The 23,140-nt window shown below is 30.4% G+C and carries 16 protein-coding genes; 1 reads left to right on the top strand and 15 read right to left on the bottom strand.

Annotation, left to right across the window (positions count from 1 at the left end; translation table 11 throughout):
- Positions 1–81: 81 nt before the first annotated feature.
- On the bottom strand, positions 82–1,995 hold the full coding sequence (locus CLOPA_RS04880) for a sucrose-specific PTS transporter subunit IIBC (RefSeq protein WP_015614361.1): 1,914 nt from the start codon (positions 1,993–1,995) through the stop codon (positions 82–84).
- A gap of 272 nt (positions 1,996–2,267) precedes the next feature.
- Entirely contained in the window at positions 2,268–3,128 is an 861-nt protein-coding gene (licT, locus tag CLOPA_RS04875; protein ID WP_041710799.1) for a BglG family transcription antiterminator LicT, read from the bottom strand.
- Positions 3,129–3,940: 812 nt separating this feature from the next.
- On the opposite strand from licT, the gene CLOPA_RS04870 reads away from it, so the two are divergent.
- The gene (locus tag CLOPA_RS04870; RefSeq protein WP_015614359.1) at positions 3,941–4,147 is read left to right on the top strand and encodes a TOBE domain-containing protein; all 207 of its coding nucleotides are present in this window, start codon (positions 3,941–3,943) and stop codon (positions 4,145–4,147) included.
- 313 nt (positions 4,148–4,460) lie between these two features.
- On the opposite strand, the gene CLOPA_RS04865 is transcribed toward CLOPA_RS04870, so the two are convergent.
- The 13 genes from CLOPA_RS04865 to CLOPA_RS04805 form a co-directional block, all read right to left on the bottom strand.
- Positions 4,461–5,795, bottom strand: coding sequence for a nitrogenase component 1 (locus tag CLOPA_RS04865; protein WP_015614357.1), 1,335 nt, complete (start codon positions 5,793–5,795; stop codon positions 4,461–4,463).
- 147 nt (positions 5,796–5,942) lie between these two features.
- Entirely contained in the window at positions 5,943–7,331 is a 1,389-nt protein-coding gene (locus tag CLOPA_RS04860; protein ID WP_015614356.1) for a nitrogenase component 1, read from the bottom strand.
- 119 nt (positions 7,332–7,450) lie between these two features.
- Positions 7,451–8,950, bottom strand: a complete 1,500-nt coding sequence (locus CLOPA_RS04855; protein WP_015614355.1) for a nitrogenase component 1 — start codon at positions 8,948–8,950, stop codon at positions 7,451–7,453.
- Between the two features lie 375 nt (positions 8,951–9,325).
- Entirely contained in the window at positions 9,326–11,503 is a 2,178-nt protein-coding gene (locus CLOPA_RS04850; RefSeq protein WP_015614354.1) for a YhgE/Pip domain-containing protein, read from the bottom strand.
- Positions 11,504–11,523: 20 nt separating this feature from the next.
- Entirely contained in the window at positions 11,524–13,692 is a 2,169-nt protein-coding gene (locus tag CLOPA_RS04845; protein ID WP_015614353.1) for a YhgE/Pip domain-containing protein, read from the bottom strand.
- A gap of 193 nt (positions 13,693–13,885) precedes the next feature.
- Complete coding sequence (locus tag CLOPA_RS04840; RefSeq protein ID WP_015614352.1) at positions 13,886–14,374, bottom strand: hypothetical protein; 489 nt, start codon at positions 14,372–14,374, stop codon at positions 13,886–13,888.
- A 266-nt stretch (positions 14,375–14,640) separates the two neighbouring features.
- Complete coding sequence (locus tag CLOPA_RS04835; RefSeq protein WP_015614351.1) at positions 14,641–15,867, bottom strand: ABC transporter permease; 1,227 nt, start codon at positions 15,865–15,867, stop codon at positions 14,641–14,643.
- A gap of 13 nt (positions 15,868–15,880) precedes the next feature.
- A complete protein-coding gene (locus tag CLOPA_RS04830) occupies positions 15,881–16,996 on the bottom strand; it encodes an efflux RND transporter periplasmic adaptor subunit (RefSeq protein ID WP_015614350.1) in 1,116 nt (371 codons plus the stop codon).
- 10 nt (positions 16,997–17,006) lie between these two features.
- Complete coding sequence (locus CLOPA_RS04825) at positions 17,007–17,834, bottom strand: carbohydrate ABC transporter permease (protein ID WP_015614349.1); 828 nt, start codon at positions 17,832–17,834, stop codon at positions 17,007–17,009.
- A 13-nt stretch (positions 17,835–17,847) separates the two neighbouring features.
- Entirely contained in the window at positions 17,848–18,702 is an 855-nt protein-coding gene (locus CLOPA_RS04820) for a carbohydrate ABC transporter permease (protein ID WP_015614348.1), read from the bottom strand.
- 86 nt (positions 18,703–18,788) lie between these two features.
- Positions 18,789–19,271 carry a hypothetical protein gene (locus CLOPA_RS04815; RefSeq protein WP_015614347.1) on the bottom strand — a complete coding sequence of 161 codons (483 nt, stop codon included), beginning with the start codon at positions 19,269–19,271 and terminating at the stop codon, positions 18,789–18,791.
- A 13-nt stretch (positions 19,272–19,284) separates the two neighbouring features.
- Complete coding sequence (locus tag CLOPA_RS04810; protein ID WP_015614346.1) at positions 19,285–20,649, bottom strand: ABC transporter substrate-binding protein; 1,365 nt, start codon at positions 20,647–20,649, stop codon at positions 19,285–19,287.
- 511 nt (positions 20,650–21,160) lie between these two features.
- Positions 21,161–23,005, bottom strand: a complete 1,845-nt coding sequence (locus CLOPA_RS04805; RefSeq protein WP_015614345.1) for an ABC transporter ATP-binding protein — start codon at positions 23,003–23,005, stop codon at positions 21,161–21,163.
- Between the last annotated feature and the right edge of the window lie 135 nt (positions 23,006–23,140).

Genomic DNA, 23,140 nt, shown 5'->3' with positions numbered 1-23,140 from the left:
AAAATTTAATTATTTTTAGTTCATTTAACTGTTATGCCTATTCAATATTAAAAAAGAGGATTGTATCCTCTTTTTTCTAGTCTAATCTAATCCAATTCGCACTAATTCATCACCTTGTTTTACTTTACCATATTTTAATGATTTAACAAACTTCATTGAATCTGAATTTGTAACAATAACCATAATTATTGGAGATTCAGCTTCCTTTTTTACTAAGTTCAGATCAAATTCAACTAATTTCTGTCCTTTCTTAATAGCATCACCAGTTTTAACAAATGTATTAAAACCTTCCCCGTTCATTTTCACAGTATCAATACCTATATGAATAAGCACTTCAATTCCATCACTTGTTTTGATGGCAATAGCATGTTTTGTATCAAACACAAGTGTTACATTTCCATCAACCGGTGAAACTACCACCCCATCTTCCGGATCCACTGCTATACCTTTTCCCAATAGTTCTTCAGAAAAAGTTTTATCTGGCACATTTTTAAGTGACATTGCTTTTCCATTGCTTGGTGATGCTAAATTAGAAAGAATATTTGCATCTGTTTCATGAATTTCTGTATCATCTAATTCTTCAACCTGTTCATCACTTTCAATATCTTCAACTTCTTCTATATCCTCAGCTTCTTCTTTTATACCAATAATAAATGTAATGATAAATGCACCTCCAAAAGCTAAAACCAAACCTATTAAATAGTGAATTATAGAACCCTGCTGTACAATTGCGGTTCCTGGTATACCTGTTACACCAATACCAGTCATTGCAACTTTAGTTAATACAATATAACCTCCTCCTATGGCACCTCCTATAGCCGCTGCTATAAAAGGTCTCACAAACCTTAAATTAACTCCAAAGATTGCTGGTTCAGTTATTCCAAGCAAGGCTGATAAAGAGGCAGGAGAAGCAATTGCTTTTATCTTCTTATTTTTTGTCTTAAAGTAAACAGCAAGAGCAGCTCCACCTTGAGCTACATTGGCCATTGACCAAATTGGCAGTAGAAAATTTTTATGAATCTGTGGATTTGCAAGTAATCCTGCTTCTATAGCATGAAAACTGTGATGTATCCCGGTAATAACAATTAATGAATAACAACCGCCAAATAATATTCCGGCAAATACACCTGCTGTATTATACAAACCCTGAAGGCCAAAGGAAATTCCATCTCCAAGCAATCTTCCTGCTGGTCCTATTACTAATAGTGAAAAAAATGCACTAATCATCAATGTTAAGAAAGGGGTAAGCAAAATATCTAGTACATCTGGAATAATTTTTCTTAAATTTTTTTCTATATGACTCATTATCCAGACAGCAATTAATATTGGAAGAACAGTTCCCTGATAACCTACCATGCCCACGTGAAGTCCAAACACAGAAATAGTGGTTTTAATTCCCTCTCCAACTGTCCAGGCATTTTGAAGATCCGGATGTATCATTATCCCGCCTAGTGCTGCTGCAAGAAATGGATTAGTGCCAAATTCCCTAGCAGCACTGAAGGCAATTAAAACAGGCAAAAATACAAAAGCTGCATTTGAAAACATATTTAGCAATATATATATTCCACTTTTGTCATTTACCCAGTGAAAGGTCTGAAACATACCCAATAGTCCCATCAAAAGACCACTGGCAACTATGGCAGGTATAATAGGAATAAATATGTTTGATAACATTCTTGCAAATTTTGCGAAGATATTCATGTTTTTCATTGCGGCTTTTTTAGCATCACTTAAACTGGCCTGTTGAATAGAGGTTCCTTCTATAAATGCATCATAAACCTTATTTACTGTTCCCTGTCCAATTATAATCTGCAGCTGACCTGAACTGTTAAATACCCCTTTAACTACATCAATTTTTTCAATTTTTTTTACATCTGCCCTTTTGTCATTTTTTAAAACAACTCTCAGCCTTGTTGCACAATGTGCTGCACTTAATACGTTACTTTCACCACCTAAATACTTTAAAATCTCTTTAGCTATTTTGCTATAATCCATTATTTAACCCTCCTCAATAATTTAATTTTTTCTATGTCAGATATTATTGTTTTTACTAAAAAAATAGCAGTAACTTTTTCATAGGCTTTACTCATCAACCTTGTATAAATTTAACTTTATGCTTGTTAAATTTCCTGACATAACCAATATTCTAAATTTATATAAATTAGCAATTGCTAATACAAAATAAAAAAACCTAAATTGATGAAATATACCTACTGTATATCCTTCAACTTAGGTTTTGCCTGCATAACCAGTAACAATCCCGGATATTAAGTTTTATTTTTTTCATGATTCTCCACACTGGAAATAACTCTCTGTATGTGCAGAGTAAGATAAACTATTTCTCCATCATTTATTTTATAATGATAATTTTTTTCAATAAATTTCTTTACTTTTAAAGCACAGTTACAGGGCTGTTTATAATTTATCTTTACCATTTCTAAAAATTCGTCATGATCTTGAGACAAAGTTTTATTTGAAACCACCCTCTGAGCAAAATACTTCAGGTGTGTTATCAGTCTGTCATAGGATATATCATCCTCATTAAATTCTATTGTGAAAAAATATTTTATTATATTCAATATTTCCTGAACAATTGTAGTTATGTTCATAGTATTGTTCATACTCTCATTTAGTGAAGCGTCAATTAAGTGCAAAGCAATATAACCAGCTTCATCTACATTCATTTTAATGTCCAATTCTTTTTCAATAAGTTTTAGTGACCATAAACCAACTTCATATTCATTTTTATGAATCCTCTGAATTTCCCAGAGTAAATGATTTTTAAGACTAATCCCTTCTTTAAATCTTTTAATTGCAAATGCTATGTGATCTGTAAGTGCTATATAAATATGATCATCGAACTCTGTATTTAATTTTTCTTTACCGTAACTTATTATAGCTTCAGATAATTTTACATACTCCATAGGAATTTCATTTACTAATTTTTGAAACTTTTCATTTTCAATTGTGTTTTCCAAAATAAAAACCTTTTCAATTTTTGAACTATCCAGCATGTCCCCTATCTTTTTTTGAAAGGCAATTCCTCTACCCATAACTACTTTTTCAAGCTTTGTATTTTCATCTAAAGTTGTAACTACATTGTTATTTAATACTTTTTTAATTATCACAGTAATCACCCCAATGTTATGTGCTATAAACAGAGTTCTTGGCATCAGGTGGAGTTTCTATTCATCTGATGCTTAGAAATCGTTATCCAGGGACGTAGCCGTTTTTTACTCCCACTTTGAAGAAAAGCAGAGAACAAAAATCTTCGATTTTCTGTGAATCGCTTTCACAGAGTGCAAGTAGAGAACCAAAATCTTTGATTTTGTGTGAATCACTTTCACTGAGTGCGAGGAGAGTATTAGAACGGGTAGTCATCGGATAAAAATGCTATTACTCTATAACCCAATCACAGGCATCTTCAATATAATAATATAACTAGCAAATTTATTGTTCACATAATAAAACACCCAAATCAAAATAAATATAAAATTTATCTTAACTTGGGTTTTGCCTGCCTAACAGTTACAATCCCTTTATTCATTTCATGAATTTATGATAACATTTTCATTGGCCTCTGTCAACGTATTTTCAACAAAATTTTGTCAATATGTTTAATATAAAATAATTATCAGAATATATTTAATTTACAATAAATTAAAATTAATAATTTGTTAATAATTATTTTTAAAAATAAAACCATACAAAAATCAACAAAAAATTTAATTATAATCCCTGTATGATTGATTTCGTATCATATGGTAATTAAAATTTAATCCCATATATTATATACAAGTACATAACAAGACGATTATACATATAAAGGTACATTGCCCAAAATTTTATTTTTCATAAAATTTATGTATAATTATAGACAAAGGGAAGAAAATATATATATATATAATAAAAAATAAAGAGAAAATGGGAGGAAACAATTATGTCTATTAGTGCAAGAAACCAATTAAAGGGAAAAGTTACAAATGTAAAAAAAGGTGTTATAACTGCTGAAGTGGTTGTAGACATCGGTGGGGGAAATCATATTACTTCAATAGTATCTCTTGAATCCATTGAAGATCTTGGTATCAAAGAAGGCTCAGAAGTAACTGCTCTTGTTAAATCAACATCAGTTTTACTTTTAGCTTAGTATTTTCCTATATAAAATATATTTTTATTGTCACAATGAAATGTTCTGTTAAACATAAAATAAGAGGAAAACTTTCAAATAAGCTTTTCTCTTATTTTTATTTAAAATATCTCTAAATTTTTCCCTGATTGCCACTTCAGATATTTCTAAATTTATTTTCATATTAATCCTCCCATGATTAAAAAAATCATATAGCACTATATTCTCCAAGTAATTCTCATAGGCAGTAATAATGCAAAATTTACCTGTGAAAATTTTCTAATCACATATTGATAATAATCAATACTTTGTCGAATCACCCGGAAAATTAGACTTAATAAACATGTAGAATACTATTATATATATCTTCAGTGAGAGTTAATGCACCACTGTAACCAACATAATTCTTATCCAATATAAGACTGTTTAGTATTGGAATTGAAATATCCAATTCATATCCCTTCAATTCAGAAACTATATCCTTATCCCAAAAGCTACCTATAATTAGTGGTTTATGGTTTTTATGATCATAATTTCTTATGCCCTCATGGATTTTTCCACCATCAGTTTCAAATATAACCTCTGCCGAAACGGCCTTTGAAGAGTTTTCAAATTCATTTCTTATAGATTCCTGATGTTCCTTTGGAGTATCCTCAGTAATATACTGCTGACCTGGTACAAGCCCAAGCTCCTTTATTAAGAATTTATTTATACCAAGAGCATAAAAGGAATCAGTGATAGTAAAGAACCTATGAAATAAACCATAACGAAATTCTAAAAAAAAGTCAGCTGATCTCCCCAAGTAATAGTAATAATTTTTTTCTTCTTCTCTTATAAAATCTTCCGCCTTATTTTTATCCAGATTTCCAAATCCAACTACTTCTCTCAAAAACTCTGTGGTTTGTTTAGCACCTATAGGAAGTATTGGATGATATAAATAGGGTGTTCCATATTTGTTTTTTAATAGTTTTGCTGTTTTCAGTCCTACCCATGGAGATAATACAATGTTAAACTCAGCATTGGGAATAGTTTTCCATTCCTCTACCCCCTTGGATTTTGGACCAAATAGTATATTTACTTTTAGTCCTATTCCCTCTAACAGACGCTTAATCTCTGCCAGATTCCCAGCCCAAAATGGATCCTGATAAGGAACTGAAGACCAAACATTAACCAAACTCTTTTTAACCTTTGGCTGAACATCTCCTATAAATTGATTTATAATAGCTTCAATTACCAATTCATGTCCCACATAATTAGTTCCTTTAAAGCCACCAGTTTCTGCATATACTATTGGTACACCCTCTTTTTGGTATTTGGAAACTACCTGACCCACATCATCTCCTATAATATCAGAAGTGCACCCAGTCATTACTACAAACAAATCTCCTTTCAAAATCTTAAGGGTTCCATCTATTACTTCTCTTAATCTATCTTCCTCTCCAAATACTACTTCTTTTTCTGAACTGTTTGTGCAGGAAACAGCAGTACCTCCAGCATAACCAGTTCCCTGATATCCAGCATCACCAGCATCAAGACTTACACCACTAAAGACTTTTTCACTGCCGCCTGGTCCAGAATTAAGGATTGGTATTGCCTTATTTATAGCTAAAACAGTTTGCTGTGCTCCTATAGCGCATACATATCTTGGTTGTTCAATTATCTCTGCCATTTATTTTCCCCCTTGAAATTTTATATTAATAAATAAATTTATAATTAATTTAGCAGCTAATTTAAGTGATATTTTCAATAAAAAGGCCAGAGACTTTAAATAAATATTTATTTAAAGTCTCTGGCTTACCAGTCAACTAAAACAATCCTAAGCACTGGCACTTACTGTAGTGGTATAAATTTTTTCAAGAAGAGTAAGTGCTCCTCTATAGCCTACATAGGACTTTGATATAACCACCTCATAAGAAGCTGGAAAACCTATTTCCACTATATGTCCTTTTAGCTCCTTTGCCAAGTCTCTCTCCCAGGTAGTACCAAAAATAATAGGCGGCTTATTTCCAAAATCTGTTTTTCTTATTTTTTCATGAATAATATAGCTGTCCTCTTCAAACTCCACCTCTGTAGACACATCTTCTGCTATATTTCTATATTCTTCCACAATGAGCTTTCTGTATTTTTCAGGCGGATTATCTGTAATGATCTGTCTTGCAGGTATTACCCCCAGCTGATTGACTAAAAATTTTGTTATTGCCAAGTTATAAGCGCTATCCCCTATAACTGCAAATTTTGCTGGAAGTCCCCAAAAATACTCTGCATAAAAATCAGAAAATCCTTCTAGATAGTTATAATATTCCTTTCTCTCCTGTTCAATAAACCTTTCTGCTCTCTCTTTATCAATCCCTGCAAAATCCACTACTTTTCTAAGGAAACTGCTGGTTTCCTTAGCTCCTATGGGGATTACAGGAATATGCAGATAGGGCTGCCCATACTTTTCTTTTAAGTGTTCTGCAGTCTGAAGCCCCAGCCAAGGAGATAAAACCAGATTAAACTGTGCTTTTTTTATATTTTTCCACTCTGAGACACCATCACTTTTATTTCCGAACAAAATATTGACCTTTAATCCTACACCCTCTAAAATTCTCTTTATTTCTGTAAGATCACCCTTCCAAAAAGTATTATGATAAGGAAGCAGTGACCATACATTTACAACACCCTTTTCTTTAGGTCCATCATAGTCACCTACATACTGATCAATAATGGCCCTGGTAACAAGTTCATGACCAGTGAAATTATTACCTTTAAAACCTCCCGTCTCTGCATATACAATAGGAAGTCCTTTTTTTTGAAATTCACCTACCACAGCTCTTACATCATCCCCCACTGTGTCTGGGATACATCCTGTCATCACCACAAATAAATCTGCCTTTAAGATTTTAAAGGTAGCTTCAATTAATTCTCTTAATCTGTTTTCTCCCCCAAATACCACTTCTTTTTCATTTATGTTAGTACTTGGAATAACAGCACCGCCTCCATAGCCACCTCCTTGGAAACCGTTGTTAAAGGATATGCTAGTAACCTGCTTCTGCGCACAGCCCGGACCGCAATGAGTAATTGGTATTACTCTTGGAATGGCGAAAGCACTGTGTATAGCTCCCAAGGCACAACCATACCTAACCTGTTCAATAGAATTTGTCTTCTTTAATTTTTCACATTCTCCAAAATCTTTATCTGTATCTTTTGTTCCTGAAATAGACATTCTGTTAACTCCTTTTATGTTAAATAAATCTTACTCAATGAAAGTTTGTACTTACACTAAGTTTAGATGAATTATCTAATAGACATGCTGCTGTATTAAATAAACTAATTTCATATATTTTACTTTGAAAGCACATAGGGATCTTTCTGACTGAGCCACCAATCTGTATAGGGCAATTCTACATTTTCAGATAGATCCTTATGAAATTTCTTACGTGCCAGTATCTCAAGAATAGTTTCTCCTAAATTTATAATTCCCTGATAGCCTACAGCATGATGGCCATCTCCAAGAGGTGCTGCTGGAATGCCCATTCGCGAAGCTAGTGGAGCAAGTCCATTATGTCTTATGATGATAAAATCAGGATTTATATTTTTAAGCAGTCCATAAAATTGATATTGTTGACCATTACTTACACTAAACTGTGAGACATCTCCATAGTTTTCCACTAAAAATTTTAGAGAATCCTTTTTATCAGCATCTTCACCATCAAATATTGGTTCATGGTGAAAGGTAAGGGATCCATCTATCTCCACTCGAAGATCTCTAAGCACTGCAATAATCCCATGGGCATAAGAAGATCCTGTGGCTACATATCCTACTTTACCCTTAAGGAGTTTTCTAAGTTCCTGTAATCTTTTTTCTATCCTCTTATGTTCTTTCTCTATATAGGCTTCCGCTTTTTCCTCTCTATGAGTAACCCTTCCCAGTTCTCTTATCCATGCATCTGTGGCAAGAATTCCATAGGGCTGAGGAGCTTTAACATCTATAACCCCAAATTGTTTTTCTAAAGCAGCGGACATATAGGAAGATAGTGTGTAACAAAAGGAAACACTGGCAGCGGCTTCTGACATTTGCTCCAAATCCTCTACACTAGCTAGATCCACCACATAATTAACCCTAAGACCCAGTTCCCCAAGCATAGGTGTAAATATATCTTCACCCCAAAGATCAATTACATTAACTAAATCCTCCTGTCTCTTAGGATTTTTACGGGCTACCTGCCTTATAATTCCATGGTAGGCTGCATCAAAGCCTGTAGTCCAGTGTTTTGATCTGAAGCCTTCACAATAGGTAGGAATAACAGGTATTTTAAATTCCTCTTGTAATTTATTTGTTACACTTTCTATGTCCTCTCCAATAATTCCTGCAGCACAGGAGGTGCCAACAAAAATCACTTTAGGATTGTGTCTATTAAAAGCATCTCTTATAGACTGTTCTAACTTTTTTAGTCCTCCAAAAACTACATCACTTTCATCCATATTTGTACTAATTATTTTAACATTTTCTACCGGCAATCCTCTTATAGCAAGACCATTACGATATAAGGAATTGGATAATACCTGACCTGCACCACATCCTACAGGAGAATGCTGAATAAAAACCGCATCTCTTACATTACTATGCTGACATGATACCATCTCTTCACTGCACTTGGATCCCTGACTAAAAGGTCCTCTGGCCTCACAGAGCCTCTTACCTCCATTATCCTTGCAGCCTCCGCAGGTGTATTCAGAATCCCTTAAAATTTCTGATGCCTTTCCGGTTTTCCATGCAATGATGGTTCCAAGCCTCTCTTCACGAGTCTGCACCAAGGAATTATCCAGATTCAGTTTCTTCATAAAATTCCCCCTTTTTTGTTTTTTGCTATAAACATTGCTTTATCATCAATGAATCTTACTTAGTTGGAGTTTGTATCCCCACTAAGTTTAGATGAATTATCCAACCACTAGTCATCGGATAAATTATTAAATTTAAGTATTTAGATCTGCAGTTTATCTAATGAACTCATTTATCGATTATTATGTCATTTTTGGATATTTCTACACCTCTGAGGTAAATGAAAATAAATAAAAAACACTAGAAACTTATCTCACCTTAAAAAATGAAGTGATAAGCCTCTAGTGTACCTAGTCAACTTTAAATATTAAATTTATCTTATGAACATAGTATCAAATCATCCATAGTTTGTCAATAGGTTTAGTATATATTATGCTCTATAGGCCAGATTGTTCAAATTTTTTTTCCATAAATTCTGTTATCTTATGAAATAGTGGCTTTAAAATTACAAGAAGTAAAAATATAATTGTAAAATAACCTAAGGCTTTAAAACTACTGTATACATTACTCCATACTGGCCCGGCTATAGCTTCCCTGAAACCATTTATCGCATAGGTAAATGGCCATAATGGCTCAAGAACTCCAAATATTTCAGGATTGGTTTGTATTGGATAAATTCCTCCAGATCCTGCAATTTGAAACACCATCATTACTACTGCAATGGCTTTTCCCACATTACCCATTAAGGATACCAGCGTGAATATTATAATGGTAAAGGTGACTGCAGATGCCAATGAAAATTCCATCATAAGTGCCATATTTTTAGGATTTACTCCAAGTATATACTTATCCCCAAGAGTAACTATGGCAGCCTGAATAAGTGCTAACATTAAAAATAAAAGCAGTTTTCCAAAATGTTTTTGTATAAAATTTAATTTTTCCTTACCCTCAAAATCTCTGTATTCTGTAGTCAATAGAGCACATAAAAGCAGCGCACCTACCCAAATTGCAAGTACAGTATAAAAAGGAGTCAATCCAATTCCAAATATACCTTCTCCGTATACATCAACTTCTTTTACGTCCATAGGTGAATATATAAAACTTGACAATTTATTTGGATTCATTTTAAGTATCTTTACTAAATCATTTAAGTCATCCCCATTTACAGTATTCATTTTAGAAGTTAACTGATTTAGCTGATTTTGAATACTACTTAATTTATCCTTTAATTGATTTGCCTGATTAACGGATAACTTACTGGTAGCTATTCCATACTGAGCTAAAGCTCTTAACTGGGGAACTATGACTTTTGTTGCTTCCAGTACAGAATTAACATCATCTAAACTTGTATTTAAATTATCCCCTATATTATTAAGTACTGGTAATGCACTGGAATAAAATTTATTTGATGTATTATCAAGGCTATTTGAGACTTGATTATTTTCTGCCAAAAGTTTATCTATTTCATTATTTAAGGAGTTATTATTTCCCGCATTTATGTTGTTTCCCAGCATAATTTTTAATTGATTTAAATTATTACCCTCTGTCTTTATTAATCCATCCAGGAACTGAAGAGAATTTATGGTATTAGTTAAAGCACTATTATTATTGGTTTCAGCTATGGACTGAATAAAATTAATATCAGTTGCTGCAGTTTTATCTAGCGAATTATTTATATTGATAAGCTCATTTATATTCTTTGCAGTATCCGTAGAATTAGCTAAATTACTGGCACTGTTATTGGTATCCTTAATTTGCTGCAGCAGTGTTTGAATTCTATTATTTATAGATTTAGCCTGAACCATATCATTATTCAGTGTACTGGCTGTGGAATTTACAGCCTGCTTTGTATCTGAAACTAATATTTTACTGCTCTCTGTAGCTTGCTGCAAACTATTAATCTGCTGAGTTATCTTAGGAAGATTATTTTGTACCTTTCCCAAGTAATTCTGTAATCCTAGAGAATTTGAATTTGCTTCATCTATATATTTTTTTATGTCCGCAATATTGTTATTTGCTTCATCCAGAGTTTCTTTAAACTGAATAATTTGTGCCTTCTGCTTATCCGGATTATCTACTATGGAATTCAGGGTATTTAGTGCTTCCCTATTGACAGTACTCACAAATTCAGCCTTTAAATCACTGGCAAATCTTTCTTTTACTGAGTTTGTTATCTTAGCAGCAATAGCATTTAATTTTTCATTACTTCTGTATATAATATTAGGCTTTTTAGGATTTGCAGAAGCTAAACTTACCATTCCCGCTGAAAAATTATTTGGGATTTCTATAAGTGCATAGTATTTCCCCTCATTTAGTCCATAGTTTCCCTGCCAATCATCTACAAATATCCAGTCTATTGTCTTATTCTTTTTAAGATTGGCTACAACCTCATCGCCTACATTTATATTTTTTCCATTAAAAGTGGCTCCCTCATCCTCATTGACTATGGCAATAGGGAGATTTCCTGTATTGGCATAAGGATCCCAACAGGCTTTTATGTTTATCCAGGCATACAAAGATGGTAATATACACAGTCCTATAACTATTACAATGGCCGCAGGATTCACTACTATATTTTTTATATCTCTCACAAATATGTTAAGTAATTTTTTCATACCTTCACCCCACTTTCTAACTATTCTCCTATACCTGACTTTTTGAATTTAGCTTCAAATTTTGAAATTACAGGATCCAGTGGTCTTTTAAAAAATAATCCAAGCAATATAAATAATATTGATATTAGTATCAGCATGCTGAAATCCATCATTACAGTGCTTATAAGAGGACCACCTATGGCCTCTCTAAAGCCACCTACACTATAAGTAAAAGGTAACATTGGCTGCACTATTCTAAATGCCAATGGATCTAATTGTATAGGATATGTTCCACCACTTCCGGCCACCTGGACTATGAGCAGTATAATGGCTAAAGCTTTACCTACATTACCTAACACTGAAACTAAAGTGTATACAATTATTGAAAAAGTTATTCCTGATACCACTGCGAAGGCTATCATTAAGGATGTATTTACAGTATATACCCCTAGGAGAAATTTATCTCCCAAAGAGACTATGAGGGACTGTATTACTGATAGACTAATAAAAGTCAGCATTTTACCAAAATGTTTTTCTCTCAGACTAAGCTTTCTATATTCTTCTGTAGGAACTGTCTTAGTTGTAAGTATAGATGTAAGTAAAAGTGATCCCACCCAAATTGCCAGTACAGTATAAATTGGTGCCATACTGGAACCGTAATTTGGCGTAGTATATATGGATTCATCCTTCAGATTAAAGGGGTTTGCTATAAAATCTGCCATAAACTGTGGATTACTCTGAAGTATGGATATTATTTGCTGCAGATCATTATTGTTAACCAGTTGGAGTTTGCTGGCCAATTTTGCAATTATATCTTTAAATTCTAAAAGTCTACTATTTAAATCACCACTTACTTTAGAAGCTAAAGTAGTACCTTCAATTGCACTGCCCATAAGTTTGTCTATTTGCTTATTTGTGTCCTGTGCCTGCTGCATTAGATAAGTGGCATCATTAGTTGCGGTTATAAGACTGTTTCCTATAGAATTTAATGAACCTCTTGCTTTTGAATTGTACTGATTTATTGAATTTGTCAATTGGCTGTTTACACTGGCAGTACTATTGTTTAGAGAATTCAGTATCCCTTTGTTAATATTATTTGTCTTACTGAAATTCTGCTGCAAATTATTAACATTGTTTTTTTCACCATTTAAAGAAGTCTGTATATTATTTAAAGAACTTACCATATTTGCTATATCTGCATTTGGAATAGCACCATTAATCTTTTGCAAATAATCAATTATGGCATTATTGGAATTATTGGCCCCATCTATAGCCGAATTGATTCCAGATGCAACAGAATTAAACTGCGAAGTATTGGAATTTAAGCTCATTTCATTCAAGTTATTAAGCATGCTCTGAATTCTATAAATTGAAGCATTTTCATTATTTAAATTGATCTGAATATTATTAGCAGAATTATTTAATGTAGTCTGTGTAGATTTTATCATAGCTGCATTATTCTCATTACTTTGTATTACGGAATTCAATCCACTTTCTACAGAGGGAATAGTAGCTCTCAGTTCCGTTAAAAATGTCCCTAGATTTCCAGAACTGATATTTATGCTCTGCAGTGTACTAGTTATTAAATCCATATTATTATTTATATTTATTATGTCATCCTTCACCTTAATTATATTATCTCTATTTTTTTGCGCATCTTGTCCAACTTCATTTAGAGAAGAAAATAAAGTCTGATTCACTGTAACAATAAAATTTGAAGTTATCTGATCTATTAAGGTATTCTTAGCTACATCTGTTATTTTACCGGCTACTGGATTTTCTTTTGTATTTACCTTATAGGTTATCTGAGGCTTTTTAGGATTATCTGAAAGAATACTTACAAAGCTTGAGGAAAAATCTTCTGGTATTTCTATCTCTGCATAATATGTACCATCTACAATTCCCAAATCCCCTTCCCTTTGACTTACAAATTTCCATCCAATCTTATTGTTGCTCTTCAAGTTTTTAACTATTTCATTTCCCATATTCAAATTCTTATTCTTAAAGGAAATCATTTTATCCTTATTTACTACAGCTACAGGGATTGTACCAGTATTTTCATAGGGATTCCAGCAAGCCTTTATGTTTACCCAGGCATACAAAGAAGGAAGAATACAAAGCCCTGTAATAATTATCAATGCTATGGGATTATGTATTATGCTCTTCATATCTCTTTTAAAAATAGTAACTATATTAAAAATATGTTCCATTATCAATACCCCTCTGTTTATTAGTATTTCACTGAAAGTAAAAATTATTTATTCTAATTATATGATAGCTTTTATTATATAATTATACTTTTATTCTATAAATAACAATAGTCCCCCTAGGAGGTAACTGGCACTTATCTCCTAGGGGGGACTATTGTTTTAATAAAGGCTTGTCTTAAATGTCTAGTATTTTTTATTTACTCTTATACCCTAGATTATATAGATGTTCTATGTAATCCGGATCATAAAAATGTTCTAGTTCCAATCTTTGATTTACTCTTTTCATGATTTCTAAAAGTTTATAAGATACTTGCACTTCATCTTCTAAATTCCAATAAAAACGACATAATTCTTCTAACAGATTTACCATAATTTTAATCTTAGATAAATTATTTCTTGTCCATTTATGTATTGGGTACACACAAAAACGTATATAGCATGCATCCTCATTAGAATCAAGTACAAAAGTGACTTCATTAGAATCAGTAAATATGCAGTTACAAGTTGGAATATCCAGCTTATTTTCATATTCAAATTGATCTGCCAATTTGGTTGAAATTAAATAAATTAATTCTCCAATATTTTCATCTATTTCAGTAGTTCCAAATAACTTGATATTTGAAGCAACTCTCTCATCAACCTTAACTGACAATTCTTTTAGTGCATTTTTTAATGTAACCATATATTATAAAGCCTCCTTTTAGTAAACTATCTCCATAACTATTTATACCTTTGTAAATATCAAATACTTATTCCTATTTCTACTTCTTATAAACGATTATACGCGATATGATACATTTTACAACATAAATAACTACTATTGTACACTATATCATATATTTTACTATATAATAAATATTCATTTATGGTTTTTCCAAATGGTAGTTTCTTTTCATTATTAAGTTCAATTTAAAATATTGTTCTATTCGTTTACGTATGAATTGAGCATTACCGAGTTAATGTATTTTTATTTCTTTTTATTATTAACAACAATCTACCATTTATAACAGTGATAGTAATAACTATTAATTCACTTAACAAAGCTATTTTTTCTATGTCATCAATATTATTTGTATACCTATTATAGACATTATCAAAACCATTTTCATTAGCATTTCTGAGCTGCATATCATCTACAATAGTTTTTTTATAAAAATTGATATCAAAAATATTATCAGTTGGTAGGTATTTATCCTCAATAGTTATATTAAATTTTATCAGGCTAAAAATTATAACTATACTTATTAAACATAATAATATTTTTGAAAAAACAAACAAAATTTTCTTCCTGTTATTACCTAATATTTCATTAAAATAATTGGTTTTAAGTTTCTCTTTAAAAAATGTTAGTAAATCCCTAAAATATTTTAATGTTATTTTTATTAGAACAATAATTCCACAAATACCTATTATAAAATATAGTATTCGTGTATACTGAAAGCTTATTTTTTTTAGTGTTATATAATTAACCATATTATATAAGGATAAGCTTCCTCCCAGTGTTTTGCTTAAGTTATTATTAATATTTTTATAACTTATTTGTGCCGTTTCCTTAGTTGTAAAGATATCTAAAAATAAATTTTGATTTTTATCATTTATAGTATAGGATGAATATGGAACATATATCCTTTCATAACCATCTTCTGAGGTACTGTAAATAAAGGATTGATTTTCTTTGTATACTCCAACAATTTTATAATTTTCATTATTTAAAGTAATCATGTTTCCAATTACTTTGATGCTTTTAAATACATCATTAGCCAAAACATCACTTATTACTGCAACCTTATTTCCACTTTCTACAGATAAGAAGTCAATTTTACCTCCTGCTACCATATTATAAGGATATAGACTAAAATAATTTTCATCTGTTAGCACCATTTTTGTTTTTATTTTTTTACTAGGTGAATTCCCGTATTTGTTCGTTACATCACATAGAGTTTCTTTGTAGCCTGTAAAGATAAGTTCTTTATATTTTTCCTTTACTTTATTGAGGTCGTCAAAGGTTATGCCGTTATCCTTTGTACTCAAACTTTTATTTATTTTTTTATACTCTAGTATATTGGAAACATTTTTGTTTAAAGTTAAACTAAAATAAGTACTCAATATAATTAGCATAATTAATACAATTAAACTTATTATGAATCTCAGCTTTATGACTTTTTTTATATTCATAAAATCACCTCTACTAATTTCCAGTATCTAATTTAACTTCTGAATTATCATCTATAGCTTTGGAGGTACTCATGACAATGCCAAGACTATTATTGGGGATTGAAGTTCCATTCTCTGGCTTAATAGAACAATTTTCATCATCGGAAGCTACCACCTGTACTTGAACTTTTTGAACATATTCATAGAATCCTAATGCTCCACCCTTTTGATTTACAACATATATATAATTCAATCCATTTTCTTCGGTTAAACAACTTTTAGGTATTACATTGTCATATCTTTTTGTATTATCTACAGTACTTATAATAACATTGTCATCTTCTTTAAGATTGGGTTTACCATCTATGCTAGCAGAAAATTCATATTGACCCGTTTGATCATTAAATTGTTTTTGCAAAACTTCAGCGGTCAATTCCTTTGCTGAATTATTATTATTACTGCTGGAGGCTATAATGTTTACTTTATCACCTACTGCAATATTTTTTGCATCATTAGAAGTGTTAGTCCAATTAACGAGAAAATCAGGCTGGCTGCCTACAATTTCAAACAACGCATTATTACCTGCTACCGTACTACTATTTGATGATTTATTAGAGGATGAATTTTGAGTTGCATTTTGTGAATTTATAGCTACTATTTTCCCATCTATGTCTGACAATATACTTCCATCTGAAGTTAATCCCTTACGAATCTGTTTATATTTAATATTCTCCGTATCCAATTGAAATTGATATTCATTAATCTTATTCTGATCAGGATTAGGTGCATTTTTTAAAGATTCTATTTGATTTTGAAGGTTTATTATTGTTGCTTTCTCTTCTCTTTCACTTAAAGTTATTTCATCATTATCTACTTTAGCTAAAACATCCCCTTTTTTAACATCTTGATTTATTTTTACAAGAACATCTTTAACATTCCAATTATTCATAGCATAAATTTTATGAGTATTTGCATATTTTATAGTTCCTTCTGTCTGATAACTATTTCCTATAGTTCCTGACTTCAAAGTAACTACACTAACTTCAGGAAGCAGCATATTTTTTATTGTTTTAGAAAAATATGTGCAGAAAACTATAATACTAATGAAAATTATAATAATTATATTAATAGTCTTATTTCTTTTATTCATATAAATCCTCCTATTTTAAATCAAGATGCTGTATTCCTTCCATCAGTTGTTTTTCCCCTTTTAAGAATATAAGTATTGATGGAATCATAAATAGTACTCCTGCTGCAAAAGCTACTCTAAGTTCTGTTTCATTAATTTGTGATAAAAAAATAGACATTGGTTGTTTTGCATTTTCTAGTAAGATTAAAGGTTGTTCAATCATATTCCAGTTATCTAAAAAGCTGAGTATGGCAAGTGAAGCCACAGCACCTTTGCATTGAGGTAGTATAATTTTAAATAATATTTGTATATGATTAGCTCCATCAACCTTTGCTGACTGACACTGTTCATCCGGAATAGCTTTTATAAACTGTGTTAATAAGAATACACCAAAGGTTGAAAACATTCCTGGAAGTATTACTGAAGCATAGCTCCCTACCAAATTCATCTTTTTGAGAATAATATATATTGGTACAAGTGTTACCTGATAGGGCATTAGCATAAGTAAAATAAACATAAAAAATATAGGTTTATTAAATGGAAATTTTATTTTTGCAAAAGCATAAGCTCCTAAAACAGATATTACTATTTGCCCAATAACTGTAGGCAGTGTAAGTATTATAGAATTCCAAAATTTCAATAAAAATTCAGGACTTCTAATAAAAACTTCATAATATTGAATTAGTGTAAAGGAGTCTGGAACAATATGAAAGCTATAATCTGAAAGTGATTGATTAACTTGTGCCATTCCCATAAATGAGCTAGAGATCATATATACTACTGGCAGTAAAGCACAAACAGCACAAATAATTAAAATTAAGTATTTAATTACTTTTAAAAATATATTTTCTTTTATCACAATTTCCTACCCCCTATATATCGTATTTGCTTTGCAATTTAAATAAAAAATAAATAGAAATTGCTATAAAAATAAAAACTATAACTGATGCGGTAGAAAGTCTTTGATAATTTAAATTGGCAAAATTATTGTTTATAAAATGCTGCAGCATATAAATGCTTGAATTTGGATATTGTCCCGAAAGCAAGTATGCTTCTCTATAAATCTTTAATGAATTTATCAGTGAAATTATAAATACGAAGAATATAGTGGGAACTATTAGTGGTAAAGTAATATTAAAAAAAATACCCACTTTCCCATAGCCATCAATGGCTGCCGCTTCATAGTATTCCTTTGGTACATTATTTAGTCCTGCAAGAAATATTATCATATTGTAACCACAATTTTTCCATATATAGAGTAAAACAAGAATAAAAAATGACCACCCCGTATTAAGATAATCGGGTCCAACGATACCCAGTTTTAAAAGCAGCTGGTTAACAGTACCTGTCTGAGCAAAGAATATTTGCCATACAAGCACTACAGATGCTATGGGAATGACAAGTGGTAAAGTTAATACTGTTCTAAAAAAGGAGCCTTTTTTTATTTTACTATTCAAAATAATAGTAATTCCTAAGGATATTATCATAACTAACGGAACACTTATTAAATTAAACAATAATGTATTTCTAACTGCTAATTGAAAGGCACTATTGTTGAATAAGTCTATAAAATTTTTAAAACCTACGTACTCTACATTTCCAACTCCCTGCGTGAAACAATACACTAAACTTATTATGAAAGGAATTCCAAAGAATAAGAGAAATCCTATTATTGATGGTACAGCAAAAGCATATCCAATTATACTTTCACGCTTATTGTAATTCATAATTTATACTTCCTCCCGCTTTACTCATTAAAGATATAGCTCAACTAGTGCCTGCTATATCTTTAATCTAGGATTAATTTGATATTTTAATTATATATATATATAATTACATTTTTAGCTATAATAGTATTTCCACTTTTTTCACCCCATACCTCAACTAAGGAATCTACTTTAATATCTGATATAGCTCCAGCTTTATCTGTGGAAGTATTTCCCTTATCGGATGAGGTTCTAATAGTAAAAGCAGTATCTTTATTAACTTCAAATGTGCCTGTATTATTTGCAGCTGCTTTTGAGCTTTTTTTACTTCCTGTAACTGTTCCATTAGATTTTTGGGTTATTTTCGAAATGTTTATCTTATTTCCATCTAATTCTGTAACATTACCTTTTATATCTGGGTTATTTATTGATGCTGTTGTATCCGAAGGCTTATTATTGCCAGAATTGCTATTTTGTGTTGAAGATTCGTTATTAACATTTTTATTTGAAGTTGAACATCCTGTTAAAAATATAAAAATAATTATACTAACTATACATATTACAATTTTAATATTATTTTTACTTTTCATTATACATACTCCTTTATTCATTAATATATAATTTGATTTTGTTTTCTAAAGCTTTAACACAACTTTCATAAGATGATTTATCTTCAAAATATGGAGTCAAAGATTCCATCATTATCTGCTCTACTTCAGAATCAGTAATTACAGCATTCTCTATATTATTTGTTATCTTACTATAATATTTTTGAAAATTATCAGATAATGGCTGTTCTACTATTTTTATATTTTTATTGTATTCAAAAGTACCATTTACTTTCTCCTTCATATATTGGTTTTCCAGATCTTTTGCAGCTTTCTTATTAATTGGTATAAAGGAAGGTAAATTAGAGGATGATTGTATATCCTCAGAAATAGCAGTTTTTATAAAATTATATGCTGCTGATTTATTTTTACAATTTTTACTTATAGCTAGGGATTGAGCAACAATAGCAGTAGCTTTATCGCCCCCTTTATAGGTTGGCATACTATTTATAATTTGTGTCTCTCCAATAACTTGGTTTATTAGAGATTCGTATACAAAAAAAGTGTCTCTTAGAGCAATAGGATCATTTGAAAATAGAGTATTTCCATTTTTTAAGTTTTCAAAGCCTTCAACGCCAGAATAACCTGAAATGTCTGCTGGCTTTTTAGATGCTTTATAAATCTTCTTATAATTATCTATTATTTCTTTAAATCCCGGTTTATCAAAGTATACTCTCTTATTGTTGTAATCAATAAATTCTTCACCACTGCTGGCTAAAAAGTCTCCTATATTCATTGGCATGGCAAAGAGGAATTTGTTTTTATTGCCATTTATTGAAGAAATATATCCATCCAATGCATTCATAAAATCTTTTTGAGAGTAGTTGTCTTCCAATTTAATATTGTTATTTTTTAAAAGCTGTTCAGTGGTTATATATTGATTAACATAATAATCCAAAGGCATTATTAATTGTTTACCATTATACAAACCTGCCTCAATAACTTTTGTATTATAATCTTCTTTTTTAAAATCCTTATCCTTTTCCATAAGAGGTTTTAAATCCAGAAGCATTTCAGATCTTTCTAGCTTTCTTATACTCATATAATCTAAATCTAATATATCTGGACCATTCCCTGCTAAAGTATCCGCAAGCATTTTTTTTACATATCCATTGATTCCATCACCTTCATTAATATCAAATATCACTTTTTGAATCTTTATATTGGGATATTTTTTTTCAAATTCATTAATAATACCCTCAATCCTTTTATCATAACTTCCATTTTGTCCCGTAACATAGATTTTTAAAGTATTACTCTCCTTTGAGTCTAATTTTTTCTTATTTATTACCGGATAAATACCCAGAACTGATATAATGATTATCAGGGTTACAAATAATATAATTTTTTTTCTCTTCATTAATTCACCTTCTTAATATTTTTTCTTATTATCTATATATTACCAAAACAAATATTAAGACAACGTTAAGATGGTGATGAAATACAATAAATTTTTTCTTTTTTACTATATATCTTCTTTTTGTAAAACAATTTATTTATATTAGATTTGATATTAAAAAATATAAAAACTCATTAAATGGGTAATTGTTGTTTGCCAATTACACTATAAATATCCATTCAATGAGTTTTAAATATTTAAGCTGTTTTCTAAAAACTAAAGGAAATTTAGAATACTTTCCATTTTTGATCTCAACAAAAACCTTGCCTATATACAAGTCCATTACATACTTTACGTAAGCAAAGCCAATACCTGTAATTATTCAGTTAAAGGTCTTAAAGTGAAAGGAAAATATTTTCTGTGTGAAAGAAAATTAATAAACAAAACATATAATCTTTTGAATGTCAGTCTTTCTATAAATTTGTGGTATACATGATTTTACGAATATATTTCAGAAAAGTAAAGATACTTATCAACTAACCACGTCAACAGAATTATCTAAATATCCTTCTGCTTGCATATTGTATAACTTTGAGTAGAGTCCTTCTTTTAACATTAAACTGTTATGTGTCCCTTTTTCAATAACTGTACCTTCATTCAATACTATTATTAAATCAGCCATCCTCACTGTAGAAAATCTATGAGATATTAATATACTAGTCCTATTACCTACTAATTCTTTGAAATTTTTAAACAATTCATATTCTGTTTCAGCATCAACGGAAGCTGTTGGTTCATCTAAGATTAAAATTGATGAATTACTCATAAATGCTCTGCTAATGGCCAACTTTTGCCACTGACCCAAGGATAATTCAACTCCATTTGACCACAATTTTTCTAATTTTGTATCAAATTTATTTTTTAATGACTGAATAAATTCATAGGCATTTGCCTTTTTAGCGGAAAGCTCTATCCTATCCATATCACCAAGGTTCTCTATATTTCCAAAGCCTATATTTTCTTTAACTGTAAATGGATACTTCATAAAATCTTGAAATACGACATTTATACATTTATATAATAACTCTAAACTAAATTCATTAATGTTTATTCCGTCAATAAAAATTCCACCTTCTGTTGGCTCATATAACCTTGCTAAAAGTTTAATAAGAGTTGTTTTCCCGCATCCATTTAGTCCAACAAGGGCACAATTTTGGTTTGCTTTTATTTTGAAACTAACATTTTTTAGTACATATTTATTTGATTCCGGATACTTAAAGGATACATTTCTAAATTCAATACAATCCGTTATGCTATTCTTAAGAATTTTTGGTACCTCTTTAGCTACAATTATTGGCTTCAAATCTAATACGTAAAACAAATTTTCTATATAAAGATTATTTGAATATAACTCTGCCATATTATTCAGAGTACTTTTAATTGAGTTATCTACATTAGTTATTGCTGTCACATACATATTCATTGATCCTATAGTTAATCCTTTGCTAATAGTAAGAATAACTATATAAAATTTATAGCAATATGTAATTATCACACTTAAACAATCAGCAAGACTTAAACGTCCAAATCGCTTCTTCTCTACAGATTTATCTTTATCAAGATTTTCCTTATATATTGATAAGATTAAATTCTCAAAATATTTTCCCAATCTACTTAATTTTATTTCCTTAACACTATTGTAATGAAGCATTAGCTTCTGAAGATGTTGTGCAAATCTGGTTTTTTCTATTCTCTTACTATAAACACTATATTTAAATTCCGATATCTTTAGGTTTAAAATAAACATGGGAATAGACGTTAGCAAGCATAAAAGCAGCATAAATGGACTTAGCTGAATTACAATTGCTATAGATCCTACTAATATAGTAAAGTTTTTTATCACTTCCATTAATGCATTGATAATTGCCATTGCAGAATAGGCCGCTTGATCATTTGCTTTTTCAATTTTATTATAAAAATCGTTATTTTCAAAAAAAGAAAGATCTAATTCATTTGACTTCTTCACAATAAGTTTGCATATATGATTATTTAAAGTCCTCACTTGGATTACAGAGTAATATGTATTTACTCTCTGAATCAATTGAGAAAAAACAGTAATTGCAAATTCTATGCCTAACCACAAAAACACCACATTATAATATTTGTGATTATTTGCATTAGCCAAAGCAGCTACAACACTGTCAATCAAATATTTAGAAATTACTAAGTTCAAAGGAATAATTACACCATTAATAATTGTAATTATCAATGTAACTATGAAACTTATTTTTGAACTATCCCATAATAATCTTATTGCTTTTAATAAAAAAGTACCCATCTTTTTTATTTCATTAACGGAGTTTTTAATTTTTACCATGTATTGAACATATCCTTTCAAACTTATTTTTGTTTATAATAAATAATTTTTCAACATCAACATTTGGTTTCACATGATAACTTTTTTCTTAACAAAAAAGCGTTCCATTTCTGCTATAGAAAAAATTAAATTTCT

Origin of the sequence: Clostridium pasteurianum BC1, assembly GCF_000389635.1 — a bacterium.
GTDB lineage: Bacteria > Bacillota > Clostridia > Clostridiales > Clostridiaceae > Clostridium_I > Clostridium_I pasteurianum_A.
The sequence above is the reverse complement of the archived record's forward strand: the minus strand, read 5'-3'. Positions and strand labels throughout refer to the sequence as shown.

Excerpts from the sequence above, each read along its gene's own strand:
- CLOPA_RS04880 (WP_015614361.1), bottom strand. The coding sequence starts at position 1,995 with ATGGATTATAGCAAAATAGCTAAAGAGATTTTAAAGTATTTAGGTGGT.
- CLOPA_RS04870 (WP_015614359.1), top strand. The coding sequence starts at position 3,941 with ATGTCTATTAGTGCAAGAAACCAATTAAAGGGAAAAGTTACAAATGTA.
- CLOPA_RS04865 (WP_015614357.1), bottom strand. The coding sequence starts at position 5,795 with ATGGCAGAGATAATTGAACAACCAAGATATGTATGCGCTATAGGAGCA.
- CLOPA_RS04860 (WP_015614356.1), bottom strand. The coding sequence starts at position 7,331 with ATGTCTATTTCAGGAACAAAAGATACAGATAAAGATTTTGGAGAATGT.
- CLOPA_RS04855 (WP_015614355.1), bottom strand. The coding sequence starts at position 8,950 with ATGAAGAAACTGAATCTGGATAATTCCTTGGTGCAGACTCGTGAAGAG.
- CLOPA_RS04850 (WP_015614354.1), bottom strand. The coding sequence starts at position 11,503 with ATGAAAAAATTACTTAACATATTTGTGAGAGATATAAAAAATATAGTA.
- CLOPA_RS04845 (WP_015614353.1), bottom strand. The coding sequence starts at position 13,692 with ATGGAACATATTTTTAATATAGTTACTATTTTTAAAAGAGATATGAAG.
- CLOPA_RS04840 (WP_015614352.1), bottom strand. The coding sequence starts at position 14,374 with ATGGTTACATTAAAAAATGCACTAAAAGAATTGTCAGTTAAGGTTGAT.
- CLOPA_RS04835 (WP_015614351.1), bottom strand. The coding sequence starts at position 15,867 with ATGAATATAAAAAAAGTCATAAAGCTGAGATTCATAATAAGTTTAATT.
- CLOPA_RS04830 (WP_015614350.1), bottom strand. The coding sequence starts at position 16,996 with ATGAATAAAAGAAATAAGACTATTAATATAATTATTATAATTTTCATT.
- CLOPA_RS04820 (WP_015614348.1), bottom strand. The coding sequence starts at position 18,702 with ATGAATTACAATAAGCGTGAAAGTATAATTGGATATGCTTTTGCTGTA.
- CLOPA_RS04815 (WP_015614347.1), bottom strand. The coding sequence starts at position 19,271 with ATGAAAAGTAAAAATAATATTAAAATTGTAATATGTATAGTTAGTATA.
- CLOPA_RS04810 (WP_015614346.1), bottom strand. The coding sequence starts at position 20,649 with ATGAAGAGAAAAAAAATTATATTATTTGTAACCCTGATAATCATTATA.
- CLOPA_RS04805 (WP_015614345.1), bottom strand. The coding sequence starts at position 23,005 with ATGGTAAAAATTAAAAACTCCGTTAATGAAATAAAAAAGATGGGTACT.